General features: G+C 65.8%; 23 protein-coding genes. 14 read left to right on the top strand and 9 right to left on the bottom strand.

Features of this window, described 5'->3' with window-relative positions:
• Nucleotides 1–131: 131 nt before the first annotated feature.
• The 4 genes from M9799_RS19040 (at nucleotide 132) to M9799_RS19055 (ending at nucleotide 5,363) form a co-directional block, all read left to right on the top strand.
• A complete protein-coding gene (locus M9799_RS19040; protein WP_377009026.1) occupies nucleotides 132–1,079 on the top strand; it encodes an AEC family transporter in 948 nt (315 codons plus the stop codon).
• 217 nt (nucleotides 1,080–1,296) lie between these two features.
• Complete coding sequence (locus M9799_RS19045; protein ID WP_231043664.1) at nucleotides 1,297–1,710, top strand: Fur family transcriptional regulator; 414 nt, start codon at nucleotides 1,297–1,299, stop codon at nucleotides 1,708–1,710.
• 182 nt (nucleotides 1,711–1,892) lie between these two features.
• Nucleotides 1,893–4,031 (top strand): TonB-dependent siderophore receptor, encoded by a 2,139-nt coding sequence (locus M9799_RS19050; RefSeq protein ID WP_231043663.1) that lies wholly within the window; start codon nucleotides 1,893–1,895, stop codon nucleotides 4,029–4,031.
• A gap of 111 nt (nucleotides 4,032–4,142) precedes the next feature.
• Entirely contained in the window at nucleotides 4,143–5,363 is a 1,221-nt protein-coding gene (locus M9799_RS19055) for an acetyltransferase domain-containing protein (protein ID WP_255662626.1), read from the top strand.
• 455 nt (nucleotides 5,364–5,818) lie between these two features.
• Here M9799_RS19055 and M9799_RS19060 read toward each other — a convergent pair whose 3' ends face one another.
• From M9799_RS19060 to M9799_RS19075, 3 genes are all read right to left on the bottom strand, one after another.
• Nucleotides 5,819–6,217: a BLUF domain-containing protein gene (locus tag M9799_RS19060; RefSeq protein ID WP_231043662.1), complete on the bottom strand. Its 399-nt coding sequence runs from the start codon at nucleotides 6,215–6,217 to the stop codon at nucleotides 5,819–5,821.
• Nucleotides 6,218–6,712: 495 nt separating this feature from the next.
• Complete coding sequence (locus M9799_RS19070) at nucleotides 6,713–7,189, bottom strand: hypothetical protein (protein WP_231043661.1); 477 nt, start codon at nucleotides 7,187–7,189, stop codon at nucleotides 6,713–6,715.
• Between the two features lie 272 nt (nucleotides 7,190–7,461).
• Entirely contained in the window at nucleotides 7,462–9,114 is a 1,653-nt protein-coding gene (locus tag M9799_RS19075) for a methyl-accepting chemotaxis protein (protein WP_422689075.1), read from the bottom strand.
• Between the two features lie 303 nt (nucleotides 9,115–9,417).
• On the opposite strand from M9799_RS19075, the gene M9799_RS19080 reads away from it, so the two are divergent.
• On the top strand, nucleotides 9,418–10,359 hold the full coding sequence (locus tag M9799_RS19080) for a MerR family transcriptional regulator (RefSeq protein ID WP_231043659.1): 942 nt from the start codon (nucleotides 9,418–9,420) through the stop codon (nucleotides 10,357–10,359).
• 59 nt (nucleotides 10,360–10,418) lie between these two features.
• Here the strand turns inward: M9799_RS19080 and M9799_RS19085 are convergent, their stop codons facing one another.
• Nucleotides 10,419–11,954, bottom strand: coding sequence for a methyl-accepting chemotaxis protein (locus M9799_RS19085; protein ID WP_231043658.1), 1,536 nt, complete (start codon nucleotides 11,952–11,954; stop codon nucleotides 10,419–10,421).
• Nucleotides 11,955–12,196: 242 nt separating this feature from the next.
• On the opposite strand from M9799_RS19085, the gene M9799_RS19090 reads away from it, so the two are divergent.
• From M9799_RS19090 to M9799_RS19100, 3 genes are all read left to right on the top strand, one after another.
• Nucleotides 12,197–12,688, top strand: a complete 492-nt coding sequence (locus M9799_RS19090) for a hypothetical protein (protein WP_231043657.1) — start codon at nucleotides 12,197–12,199, stop codon at nucleotides 12,686–12,688.
• 101 nt (nucleotides 12,689–12,789) lie between these two features.
• Nucleotides 12,790–13,434 (top strand): DUF2141 domain-containing protein, encoded by a 645-nt coding sequence (locus tag M9799_RS19095; protein ID WP_231043656.1) that lies wholly within the window; start codon nucleotides 12,790–12,792, stop codon nucleotides 13,432–13,434.
• Between the two features lie 161 nt (nucleotides 13,435–13,595).
• Nucleotides 13,596–14,885: an arsenic transporter gene (locus M9799_RS19100; protein WP_231043655.1), complete on the top strand. Its 1,290-nt coding sequence runs from the start codon at nucleotides 13,596–13,598 to the stop codon at nucleotides 14,883–14,885.
• A gap of 170 nt (nucleotides 14,886–15,055) precedes the next feature.
• On the opposite strand, the gene M9799_RS19105 is transcribed toward M9799_RS19100, so the two are convergent.
• From M9799_RS19105 to M9799_RS19120, 4 genes are all read right to left on the bottom strand, one after another.
• On the bottom strand, nucleotides 15,056–15,220 hold the full coding sequence (locus M9799_RS19105) for a hypothetical protein (RefSeq protein ID WP_231043654.1): 165 nt from the start codon (nucleotides 15,218–15,220) through the stop codon (nucleotides 15,056–15,058).
• Between the two features lie 141 nt (nucleotides 15,221–15,361).
• Nucleotides 15,362–15,988, bottom strand: coding sequence for a class I SAM-dependent methyltransferase (locus tag M9799_RS19110; RefSeq protein WP_231043653.1), 627 nt, complete (start codon nucleotides 15,986–15,988; stop codon nucleotides 15,362–15,364).
• A 116-nt stretch (nucleotides 15,989–16,104) separates the two neighbouring features.
• Nucleotides 16,105–16,932, bottom strand: coding sequence for a 2-keto-4-pentenoate hydratase (locus M9799_RS19115; protein ID WP_231043652.1), 828 nt, complete (start codon nucleotides 16,930–16,932; stop codon nucleotides 16,105–16,107).
• A gap of 61 nt (nucleotides 16,933–16,993) precedes the next feature.
• Nucleotides 16,994–17,227, bottom strand: a complete 234-nt coding sequence (locus M9799_RS19120) for a hypothetical protein (RefSeq protein ID WP_231043932.1) — start codon at nucleotides 17,225–17,227, stop codon at nucleotides 16,994–16,996.
• A gap of 174 nt (nucleotides 17,228–17,401) precedes the next feature.
• Here M9799_RS19120 and M9799_RS19125 point away from each other — a divergent pair, with 174 nt between their 5' ends.
• From M9799_RS19125 to M9799_RS19145, 5 genes are all read left to right on the top strand, one after another.
• Complete coding sequence (locus M9799_RS19125) at nucleotides 17,402–18,784, top strand: aminotransferase-like domain-containing protein (RefSeq protein ID WP_231043931.1); 1,383 nt, start codon at nucleotides 17,402–17,404, stop codon at nucleotides 18,782–18,784.
• A gap of 88 nt (nucleotides 18,785–18,872) precedes the next feature.
• A complete protein-coding gene (locus M9799_RS19130) occupies nucleotides 18,873–20,531 on the top strand; it encodes an FMN-binding glutamate synthase family protein (RefSeq protein WP_231043651.1) in 1,659 nt (552 codons plus the stop codon).
• A gap of 113 nt (nucleotides 20,532–20,644) precedes the next feature.
• Entirely contained in the window at nucleotides 20,645–21,601 is a 957-nt protein-coding gene (locus tag M9799_RS19135) for a Bug family tripartite tricarboxylate transporter substrate binding protein (RefSeq protein ID WP_377009148.1), read from the top strand.
• Nucleotides 21,602–21,652: 51 nt separating this feature from the next.
• On the top strand, nucleotides 21,653–22,513 hold the full coding sequence (bla, locus tag M9799_RS19140) for a class A beta-lactamase (protein ID WP_231043650.1): 861 nt from the start codon (nucleotides 21,653–21,655) through the stop codon (nucleotides 22,511–22,513).
• Between the two features lie 13 nt (nucleotides 22,514–22,526).
• Nucleotides 22,527–23,414, top strand: a complete 888-nt coding sequence (locus M9799_RS19145; RefSeq protein WP_231043649.1) for a LysR family transcriptional regulator — start codon at nucleotides 22,527–22,529, stop codon at nucleotides 23,412–23,414.
• Between the two features lie 23 nt (nucleotides 23,415–23,437).
• On the opposite strand, the gene M9799_RS19150 is transcribed toward M9799_RS19145, so the two are convergent.
• On the bottom strand, nucleotides 23,438–24,334 hold the full coding sequence (locus M9799_RS19150; protein WP_231043648.1) for an isocitrate lyase/PEP mutase family protein: 897 nt from the start codon (nucleotides 24,332–24,334) through the stop codon (nucleotides 23,438–23,440).
• Nucleotides 24,335–24,561: 227 nt separating this feature from the next.
• Between M9799_RS19150 and M9799_RS19155 the strand changes: the two genes are divergently transcribed.
• Complete coding sequence (locus M9799_RS19155) at nucleotides 24,562–25,521, top strand: tripartite tricarboxylate transporter substrate binding protein (RefSeq protein ID WP_231043647.1); 960 nt, start codon at nucleotides 24,562–24,564, stop codon at nucleotides 25,519–25,521.
• Nucleotides 25,522–25,526 lie beyond the last annotated feature (5 nt).

Raw genomic sequence — 25,526 nt, forward strand, 5'->3', positions numbered from 1 at the left:
CCTGCAAGAGCATCATGCCCGGCCTGCAATTGATGCGATGTTTCGCTCCGGGGAATGACTCCAGCCGCATGGGTTCTAGACAGGAGATCGATGGTCGGCCGAGAGCTGCGCGCGCGCATGCGCAGTGATGCGTGACAGGTCGGCATAAGCGGTTAATCTGTGCGGCTGTGAACTACGCTCAACTCCTCTTCCCCGACTTCTCGCTGATCCTGCTGGGCTATCTGCTGTGCCGATTCACTCCGCTCAACCGCTCCGTCTGGCAAGGCGCAGAGGCACTGGTGTACTACCTGCTGTTTCCGGTGCTGCTGTTTCACTCGATCGTCAAAAGCCCGCTGGACTGGGCCGCCACGTCCAGTCTGATTGCCGCTGGCGTGAGCGCAGGGCTGGCAGGCATCGCGCTGGCCTATAGCCTGCCGTGGTGGCCCGGACTGCGCGGCAAGGTGCAGATTCGCGACCATGCCAGCTGCGCGCAGATCGCCTTTCGCTTCAACTCTTTCATCGGGCTGGCACTGGCCGACCGGCTTGCCGGCGCGCAGGGCCTGTTTTTCATCTCGGTGCTGATTGGTTTTTGCGTGCCCCTGTTCAATATCGCCGCGGTCTGGCCCATGGCGCGCGAGGGCCAGCAAAGCTTTGCCGGCCAGCTGGTGCGCAACCCGCTGATCGTCGCGACGGCCCTGGGCCTTGCGGCCAATTTGCTGGGTTTTCGCCTGCCCGAGTGGCTCGAACCACCGGTCTCGCGCATCGGCGCCGCGTCCATTGCGCTGGGATTGATGTCGGCCGGCGCAGGCATGCAGTTTGGTTTGCTCGCACAGGCAAAACGCCTGAGCGCGGCCGTGCTGGCCATCCGCCACCTGATCCAGCCCCTGCTTGCGCTGGCGGCCATCCATGTGTTTGGCCTGCAAGCGCAGCAAGCCTTGATCCTGCTGCTGTTTTCCGCGCTGCCCACGGCATCGACTTGCTATGTGCTGGCGGCCCGGATGGGCTACAACGGGCCCTATGTGGCGGGCCTGGTCACGCTTTCCACTTTTCTGGGCGTGCTGAGCCTGCCCTATGCCTTGGCCTTGGTGCCTGCGCCGTAGGCCGCGTATGGGCGACTGACGATTGTCGATCGACAGCGACTGTCTCAAAGCGCAGACATCGCTGAACCATTGGCACTTTAGCCGAGGCCCCGTGGCGGAAAACCCATTCTTCTGTAGCGATCGAGCAGCGACATTCCGGGCGGCTCAAAGTGTCCAGGAAGTGCCGGCCGATTCAAAACACGAGGGCCGTGCGCGCGCAACCAGCGACAATCGGCCCATGGAAAATGTCGATTCACCGCAGAGCGATCTGCAGCGCCGCAGCAGCCGCCAGCGCGATGCGGTCCAGCATGTCATCGAGCAGGCGCAGCAGCCGCTGCTGCCGCCGGAGATCCTCACTCTCGCCCAGGCGGCCCTGCCGACGCTGGGCATTGCCACGGTCTACCGCAACCTGAAGATCCTGCTCGATGCCGGCGAAGTGAAGGCCGTCGAGCTACCCGGCGAGTCAACGCGTTACGAGAGCGCCCACCGCGGGCACCACCACCACTTCCACTGCAACAGCTGCCAGCAGGTCTTTGTCATCCCGGGCTGCCCGCCCGATCTGGACCAGTTCGCTCCCAAGGGATACAAGGTCTCGCGCCACGAGCTCACGCTGTACGGCACCTGCGCCCAATGCATGCGGGGGGCGGGCTGACCGGCGCTTTCCCACCAGCTCACGCCTTCACTGGACCAGGCAGCCAGCAGTTGCCAACCAGGCAGTTCATCCGATAGTGCAGATTTGCGCGCTTGCGCGAGAAAGCGCACGCTGCGCCGGTTTCCGACGCAAAGCCTGGCTACAATCTGATACTGATAAATCAATATCATTATTGGATCGCAATGAACGCTTTATGGATGCGGCAGCAGAAGATGGGTCTCCCGATGGCGGCATTGGCATTGCTGGCGGCGGACGCCCTGGCCCAGGACGGCAGCGCGCCAGCGCCTGCGCTGGCCACGGTGGAGGTGCGCAGCGCCGCCATTCCCGCCGTCACCACCGAGGGCCGGCCGGGCTATGCGGCAACGCATGCGACCGTCGGCGGCAAGGACGCGACGCCCCTGCTGGAAATACCGCAGTCCGTGAGCGTGATCACCCGCGCCCGCATCGAGGACCAGAACCTGCAGACGGCCGAGGATGCATTGCGCCAGGTGACGGGTGTCACCGTCACCCCCTGGGACGGCGCGACCTCGCAGATCCGCTCGCGTGGCTATTTCCTGGAGCCGAGCCTGGATGGCATTCCCGGCTATGGCGGGTTGAATGCGACGCAGCAGTTCGACCTGGCAATGTTCGACCGGGTCGAGGTGCTGCGTGGCCCCAGCGGACTCTTCCAGGGCTCGGGCCAGCCCGGCGGAAGCGTCAACTTCGTGCGCCGCCAGGGCCTGTCCGAGTTTGCCGGCGATGCCTCGGTGTCCGTCGGCTCCTGGTCGCAGCGCCAGGCGCAGGCCAGCGTCGGCGGCGCGCTCAATGCGGACAGGACGCTGCGCAGCCGCATCGTCCTGTCCGGCAGCGACCGCGACTTCCACTACGACCGGGCGCACGGGCGCCGGGCCATGGCCTACGGCGCGCTGGACTATGACCTGAGCCCGGCCACCACGCTGTCGCTGTACGGCGCCTTCCAGGACGACAAGACCAACCCCTTCTCCGGGCTGCCGGCGTATGCCGACGGACGCTTCATCGACGCGCCGCGCTCCACCAATCCCTATCCCGGCTGGGCCGTCATGGACAACACGGCGGCGCTGCTTGCGGCCGAGGCCGAGCACCGCTGGAGCAACGGCTGGAAGCTGCGCGCGCGCTACAGCCGCCAGCTGCAGGATTCGGACCTGCGCGACAGCTACCCCACGGCGGGCGTCAATGCCGCCACCGGGCTGGTGCCCTATGCGCGCCGCGGCTGGGATTCGCAGACTGCGCGCGATACCGTCGATGTCTACGCCTCGGGGCCGTTTCGCCTGCTGGGCCGCGCGCATGCAGCCACCGTGGGCTGGAACTACGGCAAGGTGGCCAGCGACACCGACTACGGCCCCAACGATACGGTGCCGGGCATCTCCATCCGCCAGCCCGATGCCGTGCCCGAGCTGCATATCCCGCCCTATGTGCGCGGCTACAGCGATGAAACGCGCCAGCGCGGCATCTACGGCCAGCTGCGCCTGAGCCTGAGCGATGCGCTGACATTGGTCACCGGCGCGCGCGCCAGCGATTTCTCGGTGCGCTCGCGCAGCACCGTGCCGGGCGTCGTCACGCCGGGCTGGACCCAGGGCGCGCGCGAGACCGGCGAGATCAGCCCCTATGCCGCGCTGGTGGTACAGCTCGCCCCTGGCACCACAGCCTACGGCAGCTACTCCGACATCTTCATGCCGCAGACCGCCAAGGATGCGGCCGGGCGCACGCTGCAGCCGCGCGTGGGCCGGCAGATCGAGTTGGGCGTGAAGAGGAGCCTGCTGGACGGGCGCCTGCTGGCGTCGGCCGCGGTCTTTCGCACGCGCGACGAGAACCGATCGATGCCGGACACGGCCCACCCGGGCTCCTTCGTGCAGGCCGGCAAGGTGCAGGTCCAGGGCTGGGAGGTCGAGCTCAGCGGCAGCCCGCTCGCGCAGCTCGAGCTGTCGCTGGGCTACGCGCGCCTGGACACGCGGTATCTCGCGCACCAGACGCTGGCCGGCACCGCCTTCACGCTGTTCGAGCCGCGCCACAGCCTCAAGGGCTATGCGCATTACCGCCTGGGCGGCGGAGCCTGGTCGGTGGGCGGCGGCGTGCAGATCACCAGCGCCGTGATCGGCACCGGCGTGCCCGGCACGCGCGAGGCCGGCGGCTACGGCATCGCCAGCGTGCAGCTGGGCTATCAGATCAGCCCGCAGACCTCGGTGGCGCTGGCGCTGAACAATGCTTTCGACCGCCACTACTACGCCCGGGTCGGCGGCCTGAACTCATACAACACCTATGGCGAGCCGCGCAGTGCAATGCTGACGCTGCGCTCGCAGTTCTAGGCCGCGATACAGCGACACGCCTGCCGGGCCAGTCTGATGGCCGAGTGCGGACAGGCGCCTCGCATTGGAAAACGCAATGCACCCCACACAATTATCAAAATAGCGGAATCCATGACAACAATCCCCACAGCGGCGACCGCCGGCAATGCGTCGAGCGCAGTGAACATACCAGCAATACCCGCACAGGCCGCCTCCACCCGCCTCGGTGCGATCGATTCTCTGCGCGGCCTCGTGATCGTGTTCATGCTGCTCGACCATGTGCGCGAGACCTTCTTCCTGCACCGCCAGGTGCCCGATCCGATGGTGGTGGCCGATACCCCGCCCGATCTTTTCTTCAGCCGCCTGCTGGCGCATCTGTGCGCGCCGGTGTTCGTCTTCCTCACGGGCCTGTCGGCCTTTCTCTACGGCAGCCGCCACGGCAATGCGGGCCGCGCCGCCTCATCGGCCTTCCTGTTCAAGCGCGGGCTCTTCCTGGTGCTGCTGGAGGTCACCGTCGTCAACTTCGCCTGGACCTTCCAGTTCCCGCCGGCCAAGGTGTTCCTGCAGGTGATCTGGGTGATCGGCCTGTCGATGATCGCGCTGGCCGCGCTGCTGTGGCTGCCGCGCCGCGCGCTGATCGCTCTGGGTGTGGTGCTGGTGGCCGGCCACAACCTGCTCGACGGGCTGCACTTCCCGGCTGGCCATGCGATGTACGTGCCCTGGGCCGTGTTGCATGACCGCGGCTGGATCGAGGTGTCCGAATCGCTGCGGCTGCGCACCTCCTACCCGCTGCTGCCGTGGATCGGCGTGATCGCGCTCGGCTATGCCGCCGGGCCGTGGTTCGGGCCGGGCGTGAATGCAGCGCAGCGCCAGCCCCGGCTGCTGGGCTGGGGCCTGGGCCTCGTCGCCGGCTTCATCGTGCTGCGCGCCCTGAACTTCTACGGCGACAAGCCCTGGGTGAGCGGCGAGACGGGACTGCAGACGCTGATGGGCTTCGTCAACATCACCAAGTATCCGCCTTCGCTCCTGTTTGTCGCGCTCACCCTGGGCATCGGTCTGTTGGTGCTGCGTGCCTTCGACCGCCATCCCGGCGCGGCCTGGCTGCGGCCGCTGGCCGTGTTCGGCGCGGCGCCGATGTTCTTCTACGTGCTGCACCTGTACCTGCTCAAGTTCCTCTACCTCGGCGCCGAGGCGGTCTGGGGCCACAACCACGGCGAGTACTTCGGCTTCGGCGGCATGGGCGGCGTGTGGCTGTGCACGCTGGTGCTGGCGGTGGCGCTGTACCCGGTAGTCAAGGCGTTCGCGGCCTTCAAGGCGCGGCGCAGGGACCTGGCATGGCTCAAGTACCTATGAGCCGCACGGTGCCGCTGGCGCTGGCCGCGGCTTTGCACACTGTCTGGTGGACCGCTGCGGCGAGCGGCGCGAAAGCAAGCAGGCTCTCTCCCATCGCGTGAATCAGCGCAGCATCCAGGCAATGCCGCATGCCCGTGCACAGACCACTGCCCGGCTGGGCATGGCCCGGACTCTTCGTACTGCCTTGTCCAACTGCGCGCACCTGCCGCAGGCTCGCCTGCCGTCCCATCAGCCCCTATGGGCCGTTGCCTCGGTCACTACGCAACTTTCCGTCTGCGGCCCTGCCTCATGCTTTGCCCGGCTGGCTTGGCGCCGGCCGTGGTTTCAGCGGCACGGCCCGTTCCAGAGCAAGTTCTGCATTGCCGGCACTGGCGCTTCAGTCGCCGCGCGTTTCCATGCTGTGCCTGCGTGTCACTTTCGCAAGCAGGTAACGCTGCTGATCCGTTTGTCGCAAGCTATGCAATGTCGAGCATAGGCACCAACCTATGCAACTGCGCCAGCGCCTCTTCGCCCGTCACTGCACCCAGCTCGGCCAATGGATCAGCGTCTTCGATCTCCGAATAGCCCATGGACCAGTTGCGGAATCCGCGCTCGCCGGCGAGGCTGCCATAGTGCTGGAGGGTGAAGTTCACATGCCGCGGATCCTGGGCAATGCGCACCATGAGATCCTGCAGCGGCATCTGCGGTCCCTCAAGGTATTGCAGGAAATGCTGGCCATCGAAAATCAGGATGCCAGTGAGCCCATGGATTGCGTTGAAGCTACGGGCAGTTTTGATGATGTCGGAAACACAGCTCACCGGCGCATTGGGCGCCAGGCGGCTGTGATAGATCATGCAGTGAAGGTTGGAGTTCAAGGGCAACCGATCGAAGGCAAGTATGTGCACGAGCTCCGAGGAAACCCCGAAGTGCTTGCTGCCTTGGGGATGGGCACATCCCTGGCAGAACCGGTGCGGTACCCCGCAGCAGCATGTTTAGCCCGAACCGGCGCAAAGCGTAAAAAGACACCCAGCCGTCGGTAAAGGTTGACCTGGCTGCATTGTAGGGCTTGACCACGGAAAAGAGCAATATTCCCCCGCCTGTGCTCTGGGGCCGAGGCTCTTCGAGCCCACGGCGAGACACCACTGTCCAACCGTCGCCGTCGTGGCGTCCCCCAGAACTGCCAGCGCCGCTTTCCAGCCTAAGGTTAGCCAGCATGGAGGCGCTGTGCCCTTGCCATGCGCCGGCCACCATGAGGACTGGCAAGGCCGCAGAGGAAATCAGCGTTGCGCCGTCCGACACGTGCACGAACAAGACCGCCGAGCGCCAGGTACTTCACGCGCTCTGGCACCTCCGGACGTCCCGCAGTGTGGCTATCGTCGGCCTTTCGCGCCCACAGCCAGGGCCACGACGGCGATACCGCCAGCGATGATGAGCGCGTCCTCGATCAGGCCACTGCGCGTTTGGCCAATGCGCTTCATGGCGCTTTTTCTTGCGTCCAAGGTGACATACGCCAGGGGAACAGCTGTCGCAATGGCAGCCACCGCGCCGGCGCGCTCGCGGCCATGGGGCGCCAGGGCGGAGCCGGCGATGCCGGCGCTGGCCACCCTGGCCAGGAGGCCCAGGAACACGGTTCTGTCAGGAGCGGTCTTCATCTTGTCGCCAGCCAGTTCCCCGGCCCCCATCAGCAGGGCGCCGAACCTGAAGACCGGGCGATCGAGCAGTGCGAGCGTTCCCGGCGTGGAACGGCCCAGAAGCCGGGCCGCGGACAAGGCGGCCATCGGTGTCATGGAGCGTGCGCTGGCAATTGCGCCGATGAGGGCAGAGTAAAGAAGACCGCTGTTTTTCATGATTGTTCCATTTGCGAACGGAAGCGCCATCCTCGAATACGCAGTGTGGCTTGTCCAGGCGGTGACGCGCAACCGGGCGTAGGACTGGATCAGAAGCGCTGCGATGGCGGCTGGCCGATGGCCTTCAGCGGCCCGGGAAAGGCGCTGCTGGAGTTCAGGGGCGGTTCACGCCCCGCCGGTTGCAGCCCCCAGCGCTCTGCCATCCATCTCCCAGCCGCGCAGCTTGTCGCGCGCATGGCGGCGCTGGTCCAGTTGCGCCCGGCGTGCGCCAATCACTGCGCGGCTGGCAACAGCGCCGGTATGGGTTCCGTTCGCGCGAAGCGCTGGAACGGCTGGCCACGGTCCGGCGCGCCGGCGCCGGCATCCGCCAGCTGGAACACCCGCACCGCTGCCGCCAACTGCGCTGCCTGGTGCCGCAAGGCATGGGCCGCAGTGGCACTTTGCTCCACCATGGCCGCGTTCTGCTGGGTGGCCTGGTCCAGGTGCGCCACGGCCCCCCCCACCTGTGCGATCCCCTGGGTCTGTTCGGCCGTCGCGCTGCTGATCTCGGCAATCAAGCCTGCCACGCGCTGTGCCTGGGCGACGATATCGGTCATGGTGGCGCCGGCATCATGGACCAGCTGCGTGCCCTGCTCCACCTTGACCACGCTGGTGTCGATCAGCGCCTTGATTTCCCGTGCGGCATCGGCGCTGCGTTGCGCCAGCGCCCGCACCTCGCTCGCCACGACCGCAAAGCCGCGGCCCTCTTCGCCGGCGCGCGCGGCCTCCACGGCAGCATTCAGCGCCAGGATATTGGTCTGAAAAGCGATGGAGTCGATGACCCCGATGATGTTGGCGATGCGCTGGCTGCTCGCACTGATGTCCTCCATGGTGTGCACGACCTGCGTCACCACCTCGCCGCCCCTTTGTGCGGCATCGCTGGCCGATGCGGCAAGCCGGGCAGCTTGCCGGGCCGTGTCGGCGTTGTGCTTGACCGATGCGGTCATCTCCTCCATCGAGGCGGAGGCCTGCTGCAAGTTGCTGGCCTGCTCCTCGGTGCGTTGCAGCAACCCGGCGCTGCCCGCGGCAATCTCATCCGCGCCTTGCGTGACCGCATCCGACGCACGGCGCATGTTGTCCACCACCTTCGCCAGGCTCGCCTGCATCGCTCCCAGGTATGACAGCACGCTGTCTGGCTGTGCGCGGGCCACGCCTGCGACGGGGTGCAGGCCGCCTTCGGCGACATGGCGCGCGACATTGGCCAAGGCCTTCGGCTCCGCGCCCAGCTGGCGCACGATACTGCGCGCCACGCTCCAGGCAACGGCCGCACTCATGATCAGCGCCAGCGTCAAGGCCGTGAACATGACGCGCAGGAAGCCGCTGGCCTCATCCATGGCGCCTTGGTTGGCGGCCTGGATGTGCTTTTCCTTCAGGTCGATCAGGCGGTTGATCGACGCCAGCCATTGCACGTACTGGGGTTTGGCTTGGCTCCAGAGAGTGTTCACTGCCCCCGTATCCCCGGCACGCACTTGCGCGATGATGGCGTTGGTCGTCGCCACCGCCTGGCTTTCGGCTTTCTGGATATCGGCATACAAGGGATGAACCTCGGGGCTCACTGCGGGCAGTGCCAGCAAGGCCTCCAGCGACTTGGCCGATCGGGCATAGAAGGCCGCCAGCGCCTCGATGGTGGCCATTTCCTGGTCACGCTCGCGTTGCGTCGGGCTCAACACCAGATCGCGCACCGCGATGGAGCGGTCATGGGCCGATCCACGAAAGTTGATCGCATTGCGCTGCACCTGCGAGTAGATCTCCGAGTTGGCACGCAAGGCGCGATCGATACGGTCCACCTTGACCACAGCCACGCCGGTGACCACCACCAGCAAGGCCAAGATCAAGCCAAAGCCCAGGTACAGACGGGCGGCGACAGTCATTCGTGAAAAAAACATAAGGGTTCCTCAAAGGGCTCTGGCATGCGATCGCTGCGGCACCATGCATGCGCGGCCTTCCCGCTCTCGCATCGCATTTTTCATACGCCCAATTGACGCAAGACCCGGGATGCCGAAACCAACCACTGCCACCTTCACCGTACGGCCTTGCGTCAAGAGAGCGTTTTTGCAGCGAGAATCCGCGTGCAGGATGGTCTAATGTACTAGACAAAAACATGTTTGTCTTAGACAATTTAAAACTTGTCAAGCAGTGATCCCTCACTTTGAAAGTGCTGCAAGCCCGTTGACCCCAACCTTCCATCGATGACTTCTCTCCTCGCCTCCGGTTCCCAAGGCAGCCTTTCGATCACGGCGGTCGAGCGTGAAACCGGGCTTTCAAAAGACACATTGCGCGTCTGGGAAAAACGGTATGGCTTTCCTCGGCCCCTGCGGGACGCAGCCGACGACCGGCTCTACCCGCTTGAGCAGGTGCAGCGTCTCAAGCTCATCCGACGTCTGCTGGACGCGGGCCATCGTCCGGGTAAAGTCGCGGGCCTCAACGATGACGAACTGCAGACATTGCTGGACAAAATACCATCTTTGTCCAAGACAAATGATCAAATCGAGGGAATCCGGCCCGATCTCATACCGCTGCTCGATGCGATCGAGGCACATGACGACCAGGGATTGAGATATGCCCTCACCCACGCCCAGATGCGCATGGGACTGGCTCCGTTCGTGACCGAAGTGGTCGCCCCGCTGACGACGGCCGTGGGTGATGCGTGGGCGCAGGGCAGGTTCGAGATCTTCGAAGAGCACCTGTATACGGAGGTGATCGGCAGCGTGCTGCGGGGCTGCATTGCCCCTTTGAGCATGTCTCCCCGGCTGCATCCGCCGAAAGTACTGCTCACCACGCTGCCCCAGGAGCTGCATGGCCTGGGTCTTCTGATGGTGGAGGCACTGCTGCTGCTCGAAGGCTGCCAGTGCGTCAGCCTGGGCACGCAAACGCCGGTCATCGACATCGTGCGCGCCGCGCAGGCGCACCAGGTCGACGCAGTGGCTCTGAGCTTCAGCAGCCTGCAAGGCCTGGCCACCGTTCAGACCAGCCTCAGGTCGCTACGCAGCGAGTTGCGTGCCGAAACCGCACTCTGGGTGGGCGGGTCCTGCCAGGCCCTGCATCAAAGGACCTGGGAGGGCATCACCGCTTTGCAGGCGCTTCAGGATGTACCTGCGCTGGTGGCGCGGTGGCGTGAGACGCACCGATAGAACGCACTGCGCCGGTCTGCCAGCGAAGCGATCGACCAGCGTCCCGGCCAGCCGATCGCTTACGCCCCCGCCTGTTCCAGCTTGAACACGCTCACGGCCGTGGACAGTCCAACCGCCTGGTTGCTGAGCAACTGCGCCGCGGCCACCGATTCCTCGACCAGCGCCGCGTTCTGCTGAGTGGCCTGGTCCATGTGGGCCACCGACTGGTTGATCTGGGCGATGCCCGCGCCCTGCTCGCTGCTGGCCGCGCTGATCTCGCCCACCATCTCGGTCACGCGCTGGACGCTGGTGACGACTTCGCGCATGGTCACGCCCGCCTGCTCGACCAGGGTGGTGCCGGAGCCGACCTTGGCCACCGAGTCGTCGATCAGTGTCTTGATCTCCTTGGCGGCGGCGGCCGAGCGCTGGGCCAGGCTGCGTACTTCGCTGGCGACCACCGCGAAGCCGCGGCCCTGGTCGCCGGCGCGTGCCGCTTCCACCGCGGCGTTCAGCGCCAGGATGTTGGTCTGGAAGGCGATGCCGTCGATGACGCTGATGATGTCGACGATCTTGCGCGACGAGGCGTTGATCGAGCCCATGGTGTCCACCACCTGGTCGACCACGGCGCCACCCTTCACGGCGATGCCCGAAGCCGACAGCGCCAGCTGGTTGACCTGCTGGGCGTTCTGCGCGTTCTGCTGCACGGTCGAGGTCAGCTCCTCCATGGCGCTGGCGGTCTCCTGCAGGGCGCCGGCCTGGGCCTCGGTGCGGTTGGCCAGGTTGTGGTTGCCGGTGGCGATCTCGGCCGAGGCGGTGGTGATGGTGTCGGTGCTGGCGCGCACCTGGGCCACCATGCGCGCCAGGTTGTCGCGCATGGTCTGGATGGCGAACAGCAGGCTGGTGCGGTCCTTGGGGTCTGTGGCCACCTGCACCGTGAGGTCGCCGCCTGCGATCCGCGTCACGATGTCGGCTGCGTACTGCGGCTCCCCGCCCAGCTGCCGCACCACCGCGCGCAACATGCTCCATGCCATGCCGGCAATCACCAGCATCAGCATGCCGCCGATGGCCAGCAGTATCGCGGTGTTGTGCCAGAAGGCGTCGTCGATGTCGTCGATGTAATCGCCAAAGCCGATGGTCCAGTCCCACGGAGCGAACTTGACCACGGCATAAAGCTTGTCGACCTCCTCCTTGGCGCCAGGCCGCGTGCCCTTGGCCACCACGGTGCCGATGGCCTTGCCCTCCAGCGCCGCGCGGTAGCGCACGCCGGCTTCCTTGCCGCCCTTGGCATCGACGATGCCGACCCGCTTGGGGTTGGGATGCACATAGTTCACGTCATTGGTGAAACCACGCACGAAGAAATACTGATCGCCCTTGATGAAGCTGCCGATGATGCGCTTGCCCTCTTCCTGGGCGTCGGCACGGCTCATCTTGCCGCTCTGCTCCTGCTTGTGCAGGTTCTCCAGGGCAGCATGGGCCAGGGTGACCAGCCTGGAGAGCTGGGCCGTGCGCTCCTGCATCATGGACTGGCGCAGGGTTGACAGCGAAACGGCGGCAAGCACCGCCATGCTCAGAAGTGCGACGCTGCATAGCAGCACTATTCGGGTCTGTAGTTTCATGCAAAGCCTTCGAAAAAGCTGTTATCGGCCGGCGGCCGTGAAACTGCAGCGTTAAGTGTCGTGTAGGCGTCATAACAGGCGAAACTCGGCGAGGCCATGGAACCGGGCCTGGGGCCAAGGCAGCGGATCAGCTGTTCAGGGCTGTAGCCCAAGCATCCCACCTGGAGACAGGCCTATCCTGACGAGAGACTGTATAAAGAAACAGTACAATCTGTTCTTGCCAGCTTCAAACAAGTCCAGACATGTCAGCAGAACCCGAGCACGAAGACGTCTCCATCTTCGAAGACCGCCTTTGGCACCACAAGGGCTGGGAAGCCCGCGTCATCAAGAACGAAGACGACGATGGCTGGGCCGTGGCGATGACCCAGGACGGCCAGGCGGAACCCGCTCTGGTCGGCCCATGGACCATGGGCCGCGACAAGAAGAGCCCCAAGCCGCTGGATATGTCGGCCTTCAACACGCTGGTGAAGACCGCCAGTGAAGTCATTCGCCGCAATGAGCAGCACCAGGCGGCGCTGTTGCACAAGGCCATCGAGATCGAACATCGCGGATTGCGTGTGACGGTGGCGCTCGATATCGAGCCCGATGAGGAAAACCCCTCCGCCACGCTCACCGCCACCGCGACGGACGGCAGCCAGTTGGCCAGAATTGGAGTCCGGCCGGACCATAGCCTCACCCGTGCGTCCGCGCAGCGCTGGGCAGACGCAGGCTACCCGCGTGTCCGCGAGGACTAGCATCGCAGCAAGGGCCTTGGCTTCGGCCGTTCATGGCGTCTTGTTCGAGCGCCTCGAAGCAGCCAGGCTGGTGAAGCCTGCGCGCCCTCACGATGCGGCCGATGCCGGCCGCAGCCGTGTATAACGCGGCGGTGCACTGGCTGGGCAGGAATTCCCATGCCGGCGGCAGCAGCGACTACAACGAAGATGGATACCCAGCAAAGGTACGTATGCGCATCGAACCAGCAAAACCAGCCCCGATCATTCCGCCAGATTCGACATCGCGATGTGTGGACGGCAAGGGATTCACCGAACCATCCATTTCCCGCGAGAAAAAGCGCGGCAGGCTGGCCGCCCGATGGGGGTTGGCACTGGCCCTCATCAGCGGCGGCATCGCGCCAGCGTTCGCGGCAGACCTGCAGCTGAACATCGACAACGTGCCCACGGTGCCGAGCCGCATGTATGTGGCGCTCTATGACAGCGCCGAATCCATGAAGGCGAACAAGCCGCTGGCCACCAGGATCGTCGATGTGACCGGCAATCAGACCGTCGTGGTTTTTCCAGCGCTTGCCACCGGCACCTACGCGTTCGTGGCCTTTGCCGACGAGAACTCCAACGGAGAACTCGACACCAATTTCATCGGCATTCCCACCGAGCGCTATGGCTTCTCCAACAATGCCATGGGATTGATGGGCCCGCCGGGTTTCGATGCGGCGTCGGTACGGGTCGAACATGAGCCGAAGACCATCAGCATCAAGCTGCGCTAGGCGCGCAGGGATACCGCGCCGTGTTCGAGCGCATGAGCGGGGTGCATGGATTCCCGGGGCAGAACTGCTGCCGGGGCGCGGCCTGCGGCATGCATGACATGCCATGCCAATCCTGCTGAGAGCTGGATGCCCATACCAACCACCCACCGCGCCCCAGCATGATGCCCACTGCCGCCCTGATCTTTGTTGTCACCCTGGTGCTGGTCATCTGGCAGCCGCGCGGCCTGGGCATCGGCTGGAGCGCCATGCTGGGCGCGATCGCCGCGCTGCTGCTGGGCGTGGTGCACCTGGCCGATGTTCCGGTGGTATGGGGCATCGTGTGGAATGCCACGGCCACCTTCGTCGCCGTGATCATCATCAGCCTGCTGCTCGACGAGGCCGGCTTCTTCGAATGGGCCGCGCTGCACTTCGCGCGCTGGGGCGGCGGCAAAGGCTCCAGGCTGTTTGCCTTCATCGTGCTGCTTGGAGCGGCGGTGTCGGCCGTGTTCGCCAACGACGGCGCCGCGTTGATCCTCACGCCCATCGTCATGGCCATGCTCGTGGCCCTGGGGTTTTCGCCGGCCGCCACCCTGGCCTTCGTCATGGCCGCGGGCTTCATTGCCGATACGGCCAGCCTGCCGCTGATCGTGTCCAACCTGGTCAATATCGTGTCGGCCGACTTCTTCCAGATCGGCTTCGACGAATATGCCTCAGTGATGGTGCCGGTCAATATCGCATCGGTGCTCGCAAGCCTGGCCATGCTGATGCTGTTCTTCCGCCGCGACATCCCCGCAGCCTATGCGCTTGGCCGGATCGGCAAGCCCGCCGACGCCATCCGGGACCGGGCCACCTTCCGCGCGGGCTGGGTGGTGCTGGTGCTGCTGCTCGTCGGCTTCTTCGGGCTGGAGCCGCTGGGCGTGCCGGTCAGCGCCGTGGCGGCGGCGGGGGCTGCCCTCCTGCTGGCCGTGGCGGCGCGGGGGCCGGTCATCAGCACGCGCAAGGTGCTGCGCGGCGCGCCCTGGCAGATCGTGGTGTTCTCGCTGGGCATGTACCTGGTGGTCTACGGCCTGCGCAACGCGGGGCTGACGGATCACCTCGCCGCGCTGCTGGACCGCTTTGCGCAAGGCGGCGTGTGGGGTGCGGCCATCGGCACCGGCGTGCTTGCGGCGCTGCTGTCGTCGGTGATGAACAACCTGCCCACGGTGCTGGTGGGCGCCCTGTCCATCGACGCGTCCAGCGCCAGCGGCATCGTCAAGCAAGCCATGGTCTATGCCAATGTGATCGGCTGCGACCTGGGGCCCAAGATCACCCCCATCGGCAGCCTGGCCACGCTGCTGTGGCTGCACGTGCTGGCCAGGAAGGGCACCCGCATTGGCTGGGGCTACTACTTCAAGGTCGGCACCGTGCTTACCGTGCCGGTCCTGCTTGCCACGCTGGCGGCCCTGGCATTGCGCCTGAGCATCTTTGCCTGATCGCTGGACGGAACCAGGGAGTGCCTTGCGTGCTTGCAGGATTGCGGTCGCGCAGACATGGGATCTCACGGACAACCCCGTCTATATGGTGGTCGGCTTCTCCCACCTCGGCATCGGCCGGCATGCCGCCGATTTCTTCTCGGAGCTCGGTCTGCAGGTGTTCCCTTGCGTTACGGCGTGGTCTTTTTCTCTCCGTGCCTCAGGGGGCCGGTCGGCGAGCCGTTGCCCTTGTCTGCGGACTTCTTCACCGCATCCTCTCCGGCGCTGGACTTCGAATGGGTGCTCTTCGTCGAATGGGCTTTGCCGCCCTTGGAGTCTTTGGTCGATTGAGGCATATGGCTTCCTTGTGCGCTGCGGATTCAGCCACTCCAATTTCGAGGAACCTGCCCGCCGGCGATGTAGGACTCGAGGATGTGATCCGGCAGGCCCTGCGCGCATGGCTCGGGGTTGACGCCGAGCGGTTCAAAAGCCGCTGTTCAGCGCCTGCGCCATGCGCTTGCCAGCCAGGGCTGCTGCTCCATAGGCAGGCCCGCTGGGCGGTAGAAATGCTCCAGTTCCTCGAAACCGGCGGCCGTCATGAAGGCGCGCCAGGTCGGCCAGTCGTGGAACGCGCCATAGCGCTCGCCGTTCCAGCCCTCCTGGCCATTGCCGCGCGGGTTCGAGCTGAACAGCACGCCGGCCGGCCGCAGGCAGGCGTGCAGCTGCCGCAGCACCCGAGGCAGCACCTGGCTGGGCACATGGAACAGCACGGCATTGGCAAACACGCCGTCGAAGCGCTGCGCGGGCAGGTCAAGCTGCAGAAAGCTCTGCTCCAGTACCTCGCAGCCGCTGTGGGCACGTGCCATCGCCGCCAGGTTGTGCGCGCCCTCCAGGCCCATGGGCCGGTGGCCCAGCGCCTTGAAGGTGCGCAGGTCGCGCCCCGGGCCGCAGCCGAAATCCAGCAGGTCGAAGGGCGGTGGCACGGCGATGTGCCTGAGCAGCGCCGCGACGTTCTGGCTGACGTCGTGGTCGCGCGTGCCTTCCCAGAAGCTTTGGGCGTTGTGCTCATAGTGCGCCAGGGTGCGCGCGGCGATTTGCCGCAGGTCTTCGGAGCTCTCGGTCATGCCGCATCATTGCACAGGAAGCGGTAGCGCAAGCCATATGCCCCGCCAGGCAGGCCCTGCCTTCATGGCATCCCGTGAGCGGATGCGCCCGGGACGCGATGCGCGGGCACGCTCCGCTAGCGAAACCGCACCGCAAGGCGCGACAGCGGCGAGGAAAAGCGCGCCTCCCAGCTCTCTCCTGCCGCCACCGGCCAGGCATCCGTCCAGGTCCCCGTGGTCACGACATCGCCGGCCTGCAAGGCGGGCGCGCCGGGACAGCTGCGCAGTTCGCGGACGAAATGCAGCAGCGCGTGCAGCGGGCCATCGAGCACGGCAGCGCCTGTGCCGCTGTCGATGCCGCGCCCGTCCTTCACCAGCTCCACCTGCGCTTCGGACAGAAGCTTCTCGAGCGCCGCCCCGTCGGCCGCCAGCGCCCGCACCGGAATCCGTGGTCCGACCAGAAGACGCGCATGCAGCCCGCCATCCGCCACCGGATCGCTGGCGCTGGCAAAGCGCCAGTCGGGCTGATGGGACTGCACGATCTCGATGCCCGGCGCCACCCATTCGATGCTCTCGAACAGGGCCTGGATGCTCAGGTCCTGAGGCGGCGCCGAGCGCAGGCAGACGACCGCTTCGGGCTCGATGCGCGGCTCCATCGTCCCCCCCAGGTCAAGCGTGCCCTCGCCCGCGCAAAAAACCAGCGTGCTGTCATAGATGCTTCCCCAGATCGGCGCGAACACCTGGTAGCGGCTCCAGATGCCCCGGTTGGTGAAGCCGATCTTGAAGCCGCGCGGCTGCTCGCCGCGGGCGACGCGCAGGGCGCGCACTTCGAGCTGCCGTTGATAGGCTGCCGCCAGGCTCAGATCCGTCGGGCCGGGCCAGTAGCTGGCTTCGTCGCTGTGGCGCAGAAGCCGGGACGGCTGCTGCCAATCCGCGGGCGATGGAAGGGCGGAAGAAGAATTCATGGCGGGCCTTTGCTGTGGATGACCGAGGGTATCCGATGCCTGGAAGCCCCGGCGGGATCCATCACGGCAAGCGCAGGTCCATGCCGAGCATGCTGGCAAGCCCGAAGGTGGCGAGCCCCAGGCCCAGGATCGCCAGCATGAAGATGCCAGCCACCTTGCCCCCCGCGCGCAGCACCGTGCGCCGGTCCGCTCCTTTGTTGCCTTGGTCGTAATGCCACTTGACGGCAAAGAACATGCATGTGGCCAGAATGAGCACCTTGAAGGCGACGAAGATTACCGGGACCCAATCGATCATTTCGAGAATTTCCAACCTGTGACTTGACATTGTCCATCGTGAGGAGCACGACCCTGCACGAGAGCGGCGAAACGTAAGCGGCTGCCATGCATGGATGGTGCTGCTGCCGGTTCGGGGACATACTACTTAAAAGCAATTTCCATACATCAAGCCCAAAAACTGCGGTCGAAAACCATGCAAGATGAGCATTTGCCTACCTGGCTGTCGCGATTGTCCGTGCGGGGCGGACCACGCTTCCTGCAGATCGCGGATGCGTTGCAGGCGGCGGTGGCGAACGGATCGCTGCGGCCGGGGGACCGACTGCCTGCGCAGCGCCAGCTGGCAGCGCAGCTGGACCTCGACCTGACGACCATCACGCGCGCCTACGATGAGGCCCGACGCCGCCACCTGCTGGAGGGCCGCGGCGCCCGCGGCACCTATGTCGCGGCGCCCAAGGTCGAATTGACCTCGGTCCTCGACCTGGGCATGAACACGCCGCCGCCGCCCGACGGCGTGGATTTCGACGATCTGTTGAAACAGGGAGTGTCCCAGGTATTGATGCGGGCAGATGCCCACCTGCTGATGACCTACCACCTGGGCGGGGGCAGCGACTCCGACCGCAAGGCGGGAGCCAGATGGCTCGAGCCGATGTTTGGCGCCCTGGATCATCGGGAGGTGGTCGTCTGTCCGGGTGCGCAGGCGGCGATTGCCGCGTTGATCCTTGCATTGACGGAGCCTGGCGACGTGATCCTGGCGGAGCCTGCCACCTATCCCGGCCTGCTTGCCGCAGCGGCCCAGTTCGGCCGGCGCAGCGTTGCGGTGGAAGCGGACGCGCACGGGATGGTGCCCGAGGCGCTCGAGCAAGCCTGCCGCCAGCACCAGCCCGGGCTCGTCTACCTCAATCCGACATTGCAGAACCCGACCGCGGTCACCATCGGAGAACGCCGGCGCAAGGAGCTCGCCGGCGTCGCGCAACGCTGCAATGCACGCATCGTCGAGGACGATCCCTACTGGCTGCTTGCCGAGGCCCCGCCCCCACCCATTGCCACGCTGGCGCCGGAACGCGTGTATTACATCTCGACGCTGTCGAAATGCCTGACGCCCGGCCTGCGTGTCGCCTTCGTGCTGATGCGCGAGCCGCACGAACGCGAACGTTTCCTGGCCGCGCTGCGATCGTTTGCGCTGATGGCCGCGCCCTTGACGGCCGCACTGGCCACGCAGTGGATCTTCGATGGCTCGGCCGGCGCTTTGATGGAGGGCGTGCGCAAGGAGGCGCGCCTGCGCCACCGCATGGCCCGGGATATCCTGGCGGGGCGCTACAGCGGCGCTGGCGACGGCCTGCATGCATGGCTCGAGTTGCCGGGGTACTGGAATTCCTCGCAGCTCGCGCGCGCAGCCGGCAGCGAGGGCATAGCCGTCACGCCGGCGCAGGCGTTCGCCAACGGCAGCGCATCGGTGAATGCCATCCGGATCTCCCTGGGCAGCATCAAGGACCGCGCACGCCTGCAGGCGGGTCTGCAACGGCTGTCCCATCTGCTGGCGCGGCGGCCCGAGCCGTTCGGCGCCGCGGTGGTTTAACCTGTGCATCCTCCAGCAGTTCTCCCGATGCGGTCGCACAGGGGTTTGCTGCCGCGCCCCTGCCGTCCAAAAAACCCAAGGAGATGACGTGAGCCTGTCCCTTCTGAGCCGCTACGCTTTTTTTGCCGGGTGCGTGGTATTCAGCCTTGCCAGCCTGCCCTTTCTCGCTTCCAGCGCTATCTGGCCCCTCACGCTGATCACCAGCCTGTTGAGCCTGCTGGGCCTGTTCGATCTGCTGCAGCGCACCCATGCCGTGCGGCGCAACTACCCCATCCTGGGCAACATCCGCTACCTGTTCGAAGGCGTGCGGCCGGAGATCCGCCAGTACCTGCTCGAGTCCGACAGCGACGCCCTGCCCTTCTCGCGCGCCCAGCGCTCGCTGGTCTATTCGCGGGCGAAGAACGAGACCTCCGACAAGCCCTTCGGCACGCTGGTCGATGTCTACCAGTCGGGCTTCGAGTTCATCAGCCACTCCATGCGCCCAGCGCCTCTGAGCGACCCGGACAGCTTTCGCGTCACCATCGGCGGCCCGCAGTGCACGCAGCCCTACTCGGCCTCGGTGTTCAATATCTCGGCTATGAGCTTCGGCTCGCTCAGCGCCAACGCCATCCGGGCCCTCAACCAGGGCGCCAGGCAAGGCAATTTCGCCCATGACACGGGCGAAGGCAGCATCAGCCCCTACCATCGCGAGCATGGCGGCGACCTGATCTGGGAGCTGGGCAGCGGCTACTTCGGCTGCCGCACCGCGGATGGACAATTCGACCCCGAGCGCTTTGCCGAGCAGGCGCGCTCGCCGCAGGTGCGCATGATCGAGATCAAGATGAGCCAGGGTGCCAAGCCCGGCCATGGCGGCATCCTGCCCAAGCACAAGATCACCGTCGAGATCGCAGAGACCCGCGGCATCCCGATGGGCCAGGATTGCGTCTCGCCCTCGAGCCACAGCGCATTTTCCACCCCGCTGGAGATGGTGCGGTTCATCGACCGGTTGAGGACCCTGTCCGGAGGCAAGCCGGTGGGCTTCAAGTTCTGCCTGGGCCATCCCTGGGAGTTCATGGGCATCGCCAAGGCCATGCTGGAGACCGGCATCTACCCGGACTTCATCGTCGTGGATGGCAAGGAAGGCGGCACGGGCGCCGCGCCGGTCGAATTCACCGACCACATCGGCGTGCCCATGCGCGAAGGCCTGCTGTTCGTGCACAACACGCTGGTCGGGCTGAACCTGCGCGACAAGATCAAGCTCGGCGCCAGCGGCAAGATCGTCAGCGCCTTCGACATCGCCAGCGTGCTGGCCATCGGCGCCGACTGGTGCAATTCCGCGCGCGGCTTCATGTTCGCCATCGGCTGCATACAGTCGCAAAGCTGCCATACCAACAAATGCCCGACGGGCGTGGCGACCCAGGACCTGCTGCGCCAGCGCGCGCTGGTGGTGCCGGACAAGGCGGCGCGGGTGTTCAACTTCCACCGCAACACCCTCAGGGCGCTGGCCGAGATGCTGGCCGCCGCGGGCCTCGAGCATCCCTCGCAGCTGAAGGCCAAGCATCTGGTGCGGCGCATGTCGGCGACCGAAGTCAAGCTGTTCTCGCAGCTGCATGTGTTCCTCAAGCCCGGAGAGCTGCTGACGGGGGAAGTCGAGGGCGAGTTCTATGCGCGCATGTGGCAGCTGGCGCGTGCCGACAGCTTCGAGCCCCACAGCGAAGGCGCCGAGGCGGACCCGCGCCGTCCTGCAGACGCCCTCGAGCCCGCATGAAGCCGTTGGCCGCCCCGATGGCGGCCGGATGGCAACGACAGGGGCCATCCTGGGCAATACTTGCATAACTACAAGCAAAGGAGACTGATCCCATGATGCATCGACGCACCTTGATGGCCTGCGCCGCGGCGGGCGCCCTGTGCAGCGGGCTGGGCAGCGGCCCGGCCATGGCGCAGGCCGTAGGCGGCTGGCCCGCCAAACCGATTGTGTTTGTCGTGCCGCAAAACCCCGGCGGAGCCAACGACGTGATTGCACGCGCCGTGGCGCAAGGCCTGGGCACCACGCTGGGCCAGCCGGTGATCGTGGAAAACCGCCCGGGCGCCAACGGCAATGTGGGCACCAGCCAGGTGGCACGCAGCGCGCCCGACGGATACACCTTCCTGGTGACGGCGCAAAGCGCCCACACCATCAATCCGGCGCTCTACTCGAAGATTCCCTTCGACCCCGTCAAGGACTTCACGCCCGTGATGCAGCTGGCCGTGGCCCCTTATCTGCTGGTGGTGAACCCGAAATTCCCGGCCAGGACGCTGGACGAATTGGTGGCCTATGCCAAGGCCCACCCCGGCCAGGTGGAGTACGCCTCGGCAGGCAATGGCACGCTGAACCATCTGCTGGGCGAGATGCTGAAGAAGCAGCGTGGCGTCAACCTGCTGCATGTCCCGTACAAGGGCGCGGCCGCCGCTGCCACCGATGTGGTCGCGGGCCAGTTGCCGGTGACCTTCGGCAGCTTTCCCGGCGTGATGCCCTTCGTGAGCAGCGGCAAGCTGCGGGTGCTGGGCGTGGCCGCGGACAAGCCCACGCCCCTGGCTCCGGAGATCCCCGTGCTCAAGGAACTGGCGGTGACGTCCTGGTACGGCCTGCTGGCGCCAGCCGGCACACCGCGGCCCATCGTCGACAAGGTCTATGCCGCCATTGCCCAGGTGTTGGGCACCCCGGCGATGAAGGAGCGCCTGAAGGCCCTCGGCGCGGAGCCCGTGGATTCCACCCCGGCCAGCTTTGCCGCCGGTTTGCCTGCGGAACTGGCACACTGGCAGAAGGTGGTGGATGCTTCGGGCGCACGTATCGACTGACGCATATCCGCAGCCAGGTCTCCAGCTATCATCTCTGTGAAAATTTTCTCCATGCCTTCCATCCACCGGCGCATGCTCCTGCTCTCCGCTGCCGCCCTGAGCCTTCCATCCCATGCAGCGGATGCCTTCGATTTCCAGGGCATGGAAAAACGCTGCGGCGGCAAGCTGGGCGTCTCCATCGTCGATACCGCTTCGGGCCGGCACTTCGGGTGGCGCCAGGATGAGCGCTTTCCCTTCTGCTCGAGCTTCAAGGCACCGCTCGCGGCTTTCGTGCTCTGGCAGGCGGACCAGGGTGCGCTGCGGCTCGAGGATCCCGTGGCCTATGGTCAAGCCGACCTGCTGTCCTATGCGCCTGTCGCGCGCGAGCATGCAGGCAGGGGTTTCATGACGGTGCAGGCACTGTGCGCCGCTGCCGTGGAGCTGAGCGACAACACGGCCACCAACCTGTTGCTGAAGCTGACGGGAGGCCCGCAGGCGTTGACCGCCTGGATGCGCAGCCAGGGCGATCCGGAGTTCGATCTTTCGGACAACGAGCCCGGACTGAATCTCGCGCGCTTCGGTGACCGGCGCAACACCACGACGCCGCGCGCGATGTGCGCCAGCTACCGCAGGTTTGCCTTCGCGGATGCATTGGCGCCCGCCTCGCGCGAGCGCTTGAGAGCCTGGCTGATCGCCAGCCCGACCGGGGCCAAGCGCCTGCGGGCGGGCTTGCCGTCGAACTGGCAGGCAGGCGACAAGACCGGCACCTTCAACGGGCCCTGGTTCTCGACCATCGATGTCGCGATCGCCATGCCCCCGGAGCGCGCGCCCATCGTGATTGCCGCCTTCGTCACCGATACGCCCGATACCGCCACGGCGGAACGGGCAATGGTCGAAGTCGCCCGCAAGGTGGCGCTGCAGCGCGCCGGCTGATGCCGCATTTCCGGTGAACCTGACGTTTTTCTCCACCCTCAACGCCGTGATCCGCCGCGGCAGCTTTGCCGCGGCCGCCGCCGATTGCAACCTGTCGCCCAGCGCCGTCAGCCTGCAGATGAAGAGGCTGGAGGAACATTTCGGCCAGCTGCTGTTCGACCGCAGCGGCGCCCATGTCGTGCCGACCCCCTTCGCGCACGAGGTGGTGGGCCTGATCAATCACACCATCGACGGCCTGGAAGCCCTGCGCAAACGCTCGTCGCTGGTGATCGACGGCACCTTGTCGATCGGCGTCATCGAAAGCATGCAGTCATTGCTGTTGCCCGAGGCGATGCGCTATCTGCGCCAGCGCTATCCGGGCTTGCGCCTGCGCCCGGTGCGGGACAAGAGTGCGGCGCTGCTGCATGCGCTCAAGGAGGGAGCGCTCGACGCGGTGGTGGTGGGGCAGCCGACGGATGCACAGAGCAAGCGCCTCGTCTGGCACTCGCTGCTGCGCGAGCCCCTGGTCATGGTGGCGCCGCCGAATTCAACCGAGACGACCGCCGCGGCGCTTTTTCAAAACCACGACTTCATCCACTTCGACCGCAACACCAACCTGGGCATAGCGGTCGCCAAGTACATTGCCAAGCAGCGCATCCAGCCGAAGAACATCATCGAGCTGCAGTCGACCCAGGCACTGCTGGCCATGGTGTCGGCAGGGCTGGGAGTGTCGATGATGTTCTGCCCGGATCGCCGGCTGACCATTGGCTTTCCCGTGCGGGAATTGAAGCTCGCGACCAATGCCAGTTCGCTGCACATTTCCTACGTGACCCGCAAGGCGGACGAGGACAAGCGTGCGCTGGCGGTGACGCTGGAGGCATTCCGCCATGCGGCCGCGCTGCGCGAGAGCGGCCTGGCCTAGCACCCGAGCTGCCCCGGCTGGGCTCAGCGGTAACGGTTCTCCGCGCTGGTCCAGGCGTCGTAGTCGAACAGGTCCCACAGTTCCCGGTGATCGAGCATGTCGCCGGACATCGATGCCGTCGTCCCGGTTTCCTGCAGCGACTGCAGCATGCGCTGGCCCATGCGGCCGATCAGGCGCGTCAGCGAGTTGGGATAGATGGCGACGCGGTAGCCCAGCGCCAGCAGTGTGTCGCGGTCCAGGATCGGCGTCCTTCCGCCCTCCACCAGGTTGGCCAAAGTTGGCACCGGCAGCGTGCGGGTGATGCGCTGCATCTCCTCCTTCGATTCCGGCGACTCCACGAAGATCACGTCCGCGCCCGCCTCGGCATAGGCGCAGGCACGCTCCAGCGCCGCGTCGATCCCCAGGTTGGTGCGCGCATCGGTGCGCGCCACGATGGCGAAGTTGGCGTCGTGCCGGGTGTCGACGGCCGCACGGATGCGGTCCACCATGACCTGGGTCTCCACCACGCGGCGGCCGGGTTCGTGGCCGCATTTCTTGGGCCAGTCCTGGTCCTCGATCTGGATCGCGCTGACCCCGGCTTTTTCAAACTCGCGCACCGTGCGCATCACGTTGAGGGGACCACCGTAGCCGGTGTCGGCATCGGCGATGACGGGAATGTCCACGACGTCGGCGATGCGGTGCACCTGGTCCAGTTGCTCGGCAAAGGAGATCACGGCCACATCGGGCGCGCCCAGGCGCGAGATGGAGACCCCCGAGCCGGTCACGTAGACCGCGGGAAAACCCGCCTTCTCGACCAGGCGTGCGGTCAGGCATTCGAAGGCGCCTGGCGCTGAGACCAGTTGCTCGCCCTTGAGCAGTTCACGAAAACGGGCATTGCGGTTTGACGGGTAGGCAAGCGAAAGCGGCAAGGCAGGCTTCATGGCAAATCCTTCTTTCAGTGGTTCGGCAAGCCCCGCAAAGGGGCGTCAGACAGCTGTTTTTATCACCATGACAGTGCAGTCCTTCCACAGTTTTTCTCACTTCCTGGTTTGCAAGAACTCGCTATGCGCGGCGCCATGCCGCACCTAGGATTCCTGTCATGCCACCGTCACAAATGCGGCTTGCGCCAGAAATCTGTGACGCCCTTCCCTGCTGATGGAGAGTTCGGATGAAAAGAGTCTTTGCGTGTCTTGCGGGCGTTGTTCTGTTCGGCGCCGCCGGCTGGGCCCATGCGGCCTATCCCGAAAAACCGGTCACCATCGTGGTCGGCTTCCCGCCGGGCGGAGCCAGCGACGTCATCACCCGCCTGGTGGCAAACCAGATGCAGGTCGCGCTGAAACAGCCTTTCGTGGTGAAGAACCAGCCCGGCGCGAACGGCAACATCGCTTCGGAGGCCGTGGCGAAGGCAGCGCCCGACGGCTATACGCTGATGCTGGGCAGCATTGCCAATGCCATCAACGGCAGCCTGCTGAAGAACATGCAGCACGACGCGCGCAAGGCTTTCATTCCTGTCGTGCAGTTCCAGTCCTCTCCCAGCGTGCTGGTCGTGAACCCCTCGGTGCCCGCGAAGTCGCTCAAGGAGCTCGTGGCCCTGGCCAAGGCGAAGCCTGGCATGTCTTATGCATCGAACGGCACCGGCAGCTCGCCCCATCTGGCCGCCGAGCTGCTGAAGCAGCGCGAGGGCATCGATCTGCTGCATGTCGCCTACAAAGGCGCGGCACCGGCCATGACCGATGTCATCGCCGGCCATGTGCAGGTGGCGTTCCTCACCGCGCTGTCGGCCATACCCAGCATGCAAGGCGGCAGCCTGCGGCCGCTGGCGGTGGCGTCGGCAAAGCGGCTGCCGGAGATTCCCGATGTCCCGACCATGCAGGAAGCGGGCATGCCGGACTTCATCGTGGAATCGTGGAACGGGCTCTTCGCTCCCGCGGGCACGCCTGCGGAGGTGGTGCGGGTGCTCAACCGCACGGTCAACGACATCCTGCAGGAGCCCGGCATGCGCAAGCGCATCCAGGACATGGCGAGCTTTCCTGCCGGGGGCACGCCGCAACAGTTCAAGGCCCTGCTGGACAGCGAAACCCTCAAGTGGGCGGAAGTTGTGCAGAAGGGAAACATCCAGCCCGATTAACTCCA

This window comes from Comamonas endophytica, assembly GCF_023634805.2.
GTDB lineage: Bacteria > Pseudomonadota > Gammaproteobacteria > Burkholderiales > Burkholderiaceae_C > Comamonas > Comamonas endophytica.

What these genes read in the sequence shown, in the direction of transcription:
- M9799_RS19050 (WP_231043663.1), top strand. Translation starts at nt 1,893, where the DNA reads ATGAACGCTTTATGGATGCGGCAGCAGAAGATGGGTCTCCCGATGGCG.
- M9799_RS19150 (WP_231043648.1), bottom strand. Translation starts at nt 24,334, where the DNA reads ATGAAGCCTGCCTTGCCGCTTTCGCTTGCCTACCCGTCAAACCGCAAT.
- M9799_RS19115 (WP_231043652.1), bottom strand. Translation starts at nt 16,932, where the DNA reads ATGAATTCTTCTTCCGCCCTTCCATCGCCCGCGGATTGGCAGCAGCCG.
- bla (WP_231043650.1), top strand. Translation starts at nt 21,653, where the DNA reads ATGCCTTCCATCCACCGGCGCATGCTCCTGCTCTCCGCTGCCGCCCTG.
- M9799_RS19105 (WP_231043654.1), bottom strand. Translation starts at nt 15,220, where the DNA reads ATGCCTCAATCGACCAAAGACTCCAAGGGCGGCAAAGCCCATTCGACG.
- M9799_RS19090 (WP_231043657.1), top strand. Translation starts at nt 12,197, where the DNA reads ATGTCAGCAGAACCCGAGCACGAAGACGTCTCCATCTTCGAAGACCGC.
- M9799_RS19045 (WP_231043664.1), top strand. Translation starts at nt 1,297, where the DNA reads ATGGAAAATGTCGATTCACCGCAGAGCGATCTGCAGCGCCGCAGCAGC.
- M9799_RS19100 (WP_231043655.1), top strand. Translation starts at nt 13,596, where the DNA reads ATGCCCACTGCCGCCCTGATCTTTGTTGTCACCCTGGTGCTGGTCATC.
- M9799_RS19085 (WP_231043658.1), bottom strand. Translation starts at nt 11,954, where the DNA reads ATGAAACTACAGACCCGAATAGTGCTGCTATGCAGCGTCGCACTTCTG.
- M9799_RS19110 (WP_231043653.1), bottom strand. Translation starts at nt 15,988, where the DNA reads ATGACCGAGAGCTCCGAAGACCTGCGGCAAATCGCCGCGCGCACCCTG.
- M9799_RS19070 (WP_231043661.1), bottom strand. Translation starts at nt 7,189, where the DNA reads ATGAAAAACAGCGGTCTTCTTTACTCTGCCCTCATCGGCGCAATTGCC.
- M9799_RS19135 (WP_377009148.1), top strand. Translation starts at nt 20,645, where the DNA reads ATGGCCTGCGCCGCGGCGGGCGCCCTGTGCAGCGGGCTGGGCAGCGGC.
- M9799_RS19080 (WP_231043659.1), top strand. Translation starts at nt 9,418, where the DNA reads ATGACTTCTCTCCTCGCCTCCGGTTCCCAAGGCAGCCTTTCGATCACG.
- M9799_RS19125 (WP_231043931.1), top strand. Translation starts at nt 17,402, where the DNA reads ATGCAAGATGAGCATTTGCCTACCTGGCTGTCGCGATTGTCCGTGCGG.
- M9799_RS19095 (WP_231043656.1), top strand. Translation starts at nt 12,790, where the DNA reads ATGCCGGCCGCAGCCGTGTATAACGCGGCGGTGCACTGGCTGGGCAGG.
- M9799_RS19075 (WP_422689075.1), bottom strand. Translation starts at nt 9,114, where the DNA reads ATGTTTTTTTCACGAATGACTGTCGCCGCCCGTCTGTACCTGGGCTTT.
- M9799_RS19055 (WP_255662626.1), top strand. Translation starts at nt 4,143, where the DNA reads ATGACAACAATCCCCACAGCGGCGACCGCCGGCAATGCGTCGAGCGCA.
- M9799_RS19120 (WP_231043932.1), bottom strand. Translation starts at nt 17,227, where the DNA reads ATGATCGATTGGGTCCCGGTAATCTTCGTCGCCTTCAAGGTGCTCATT.
- M9799_RS19155 (WP_231043647.1), top strand. Translation starts at nt 24,562, where the DNA reads ATGAAAAGAGTCTTTGCGTGTCTTGCGGGCGTTGTTCTGTTCGGCGCC.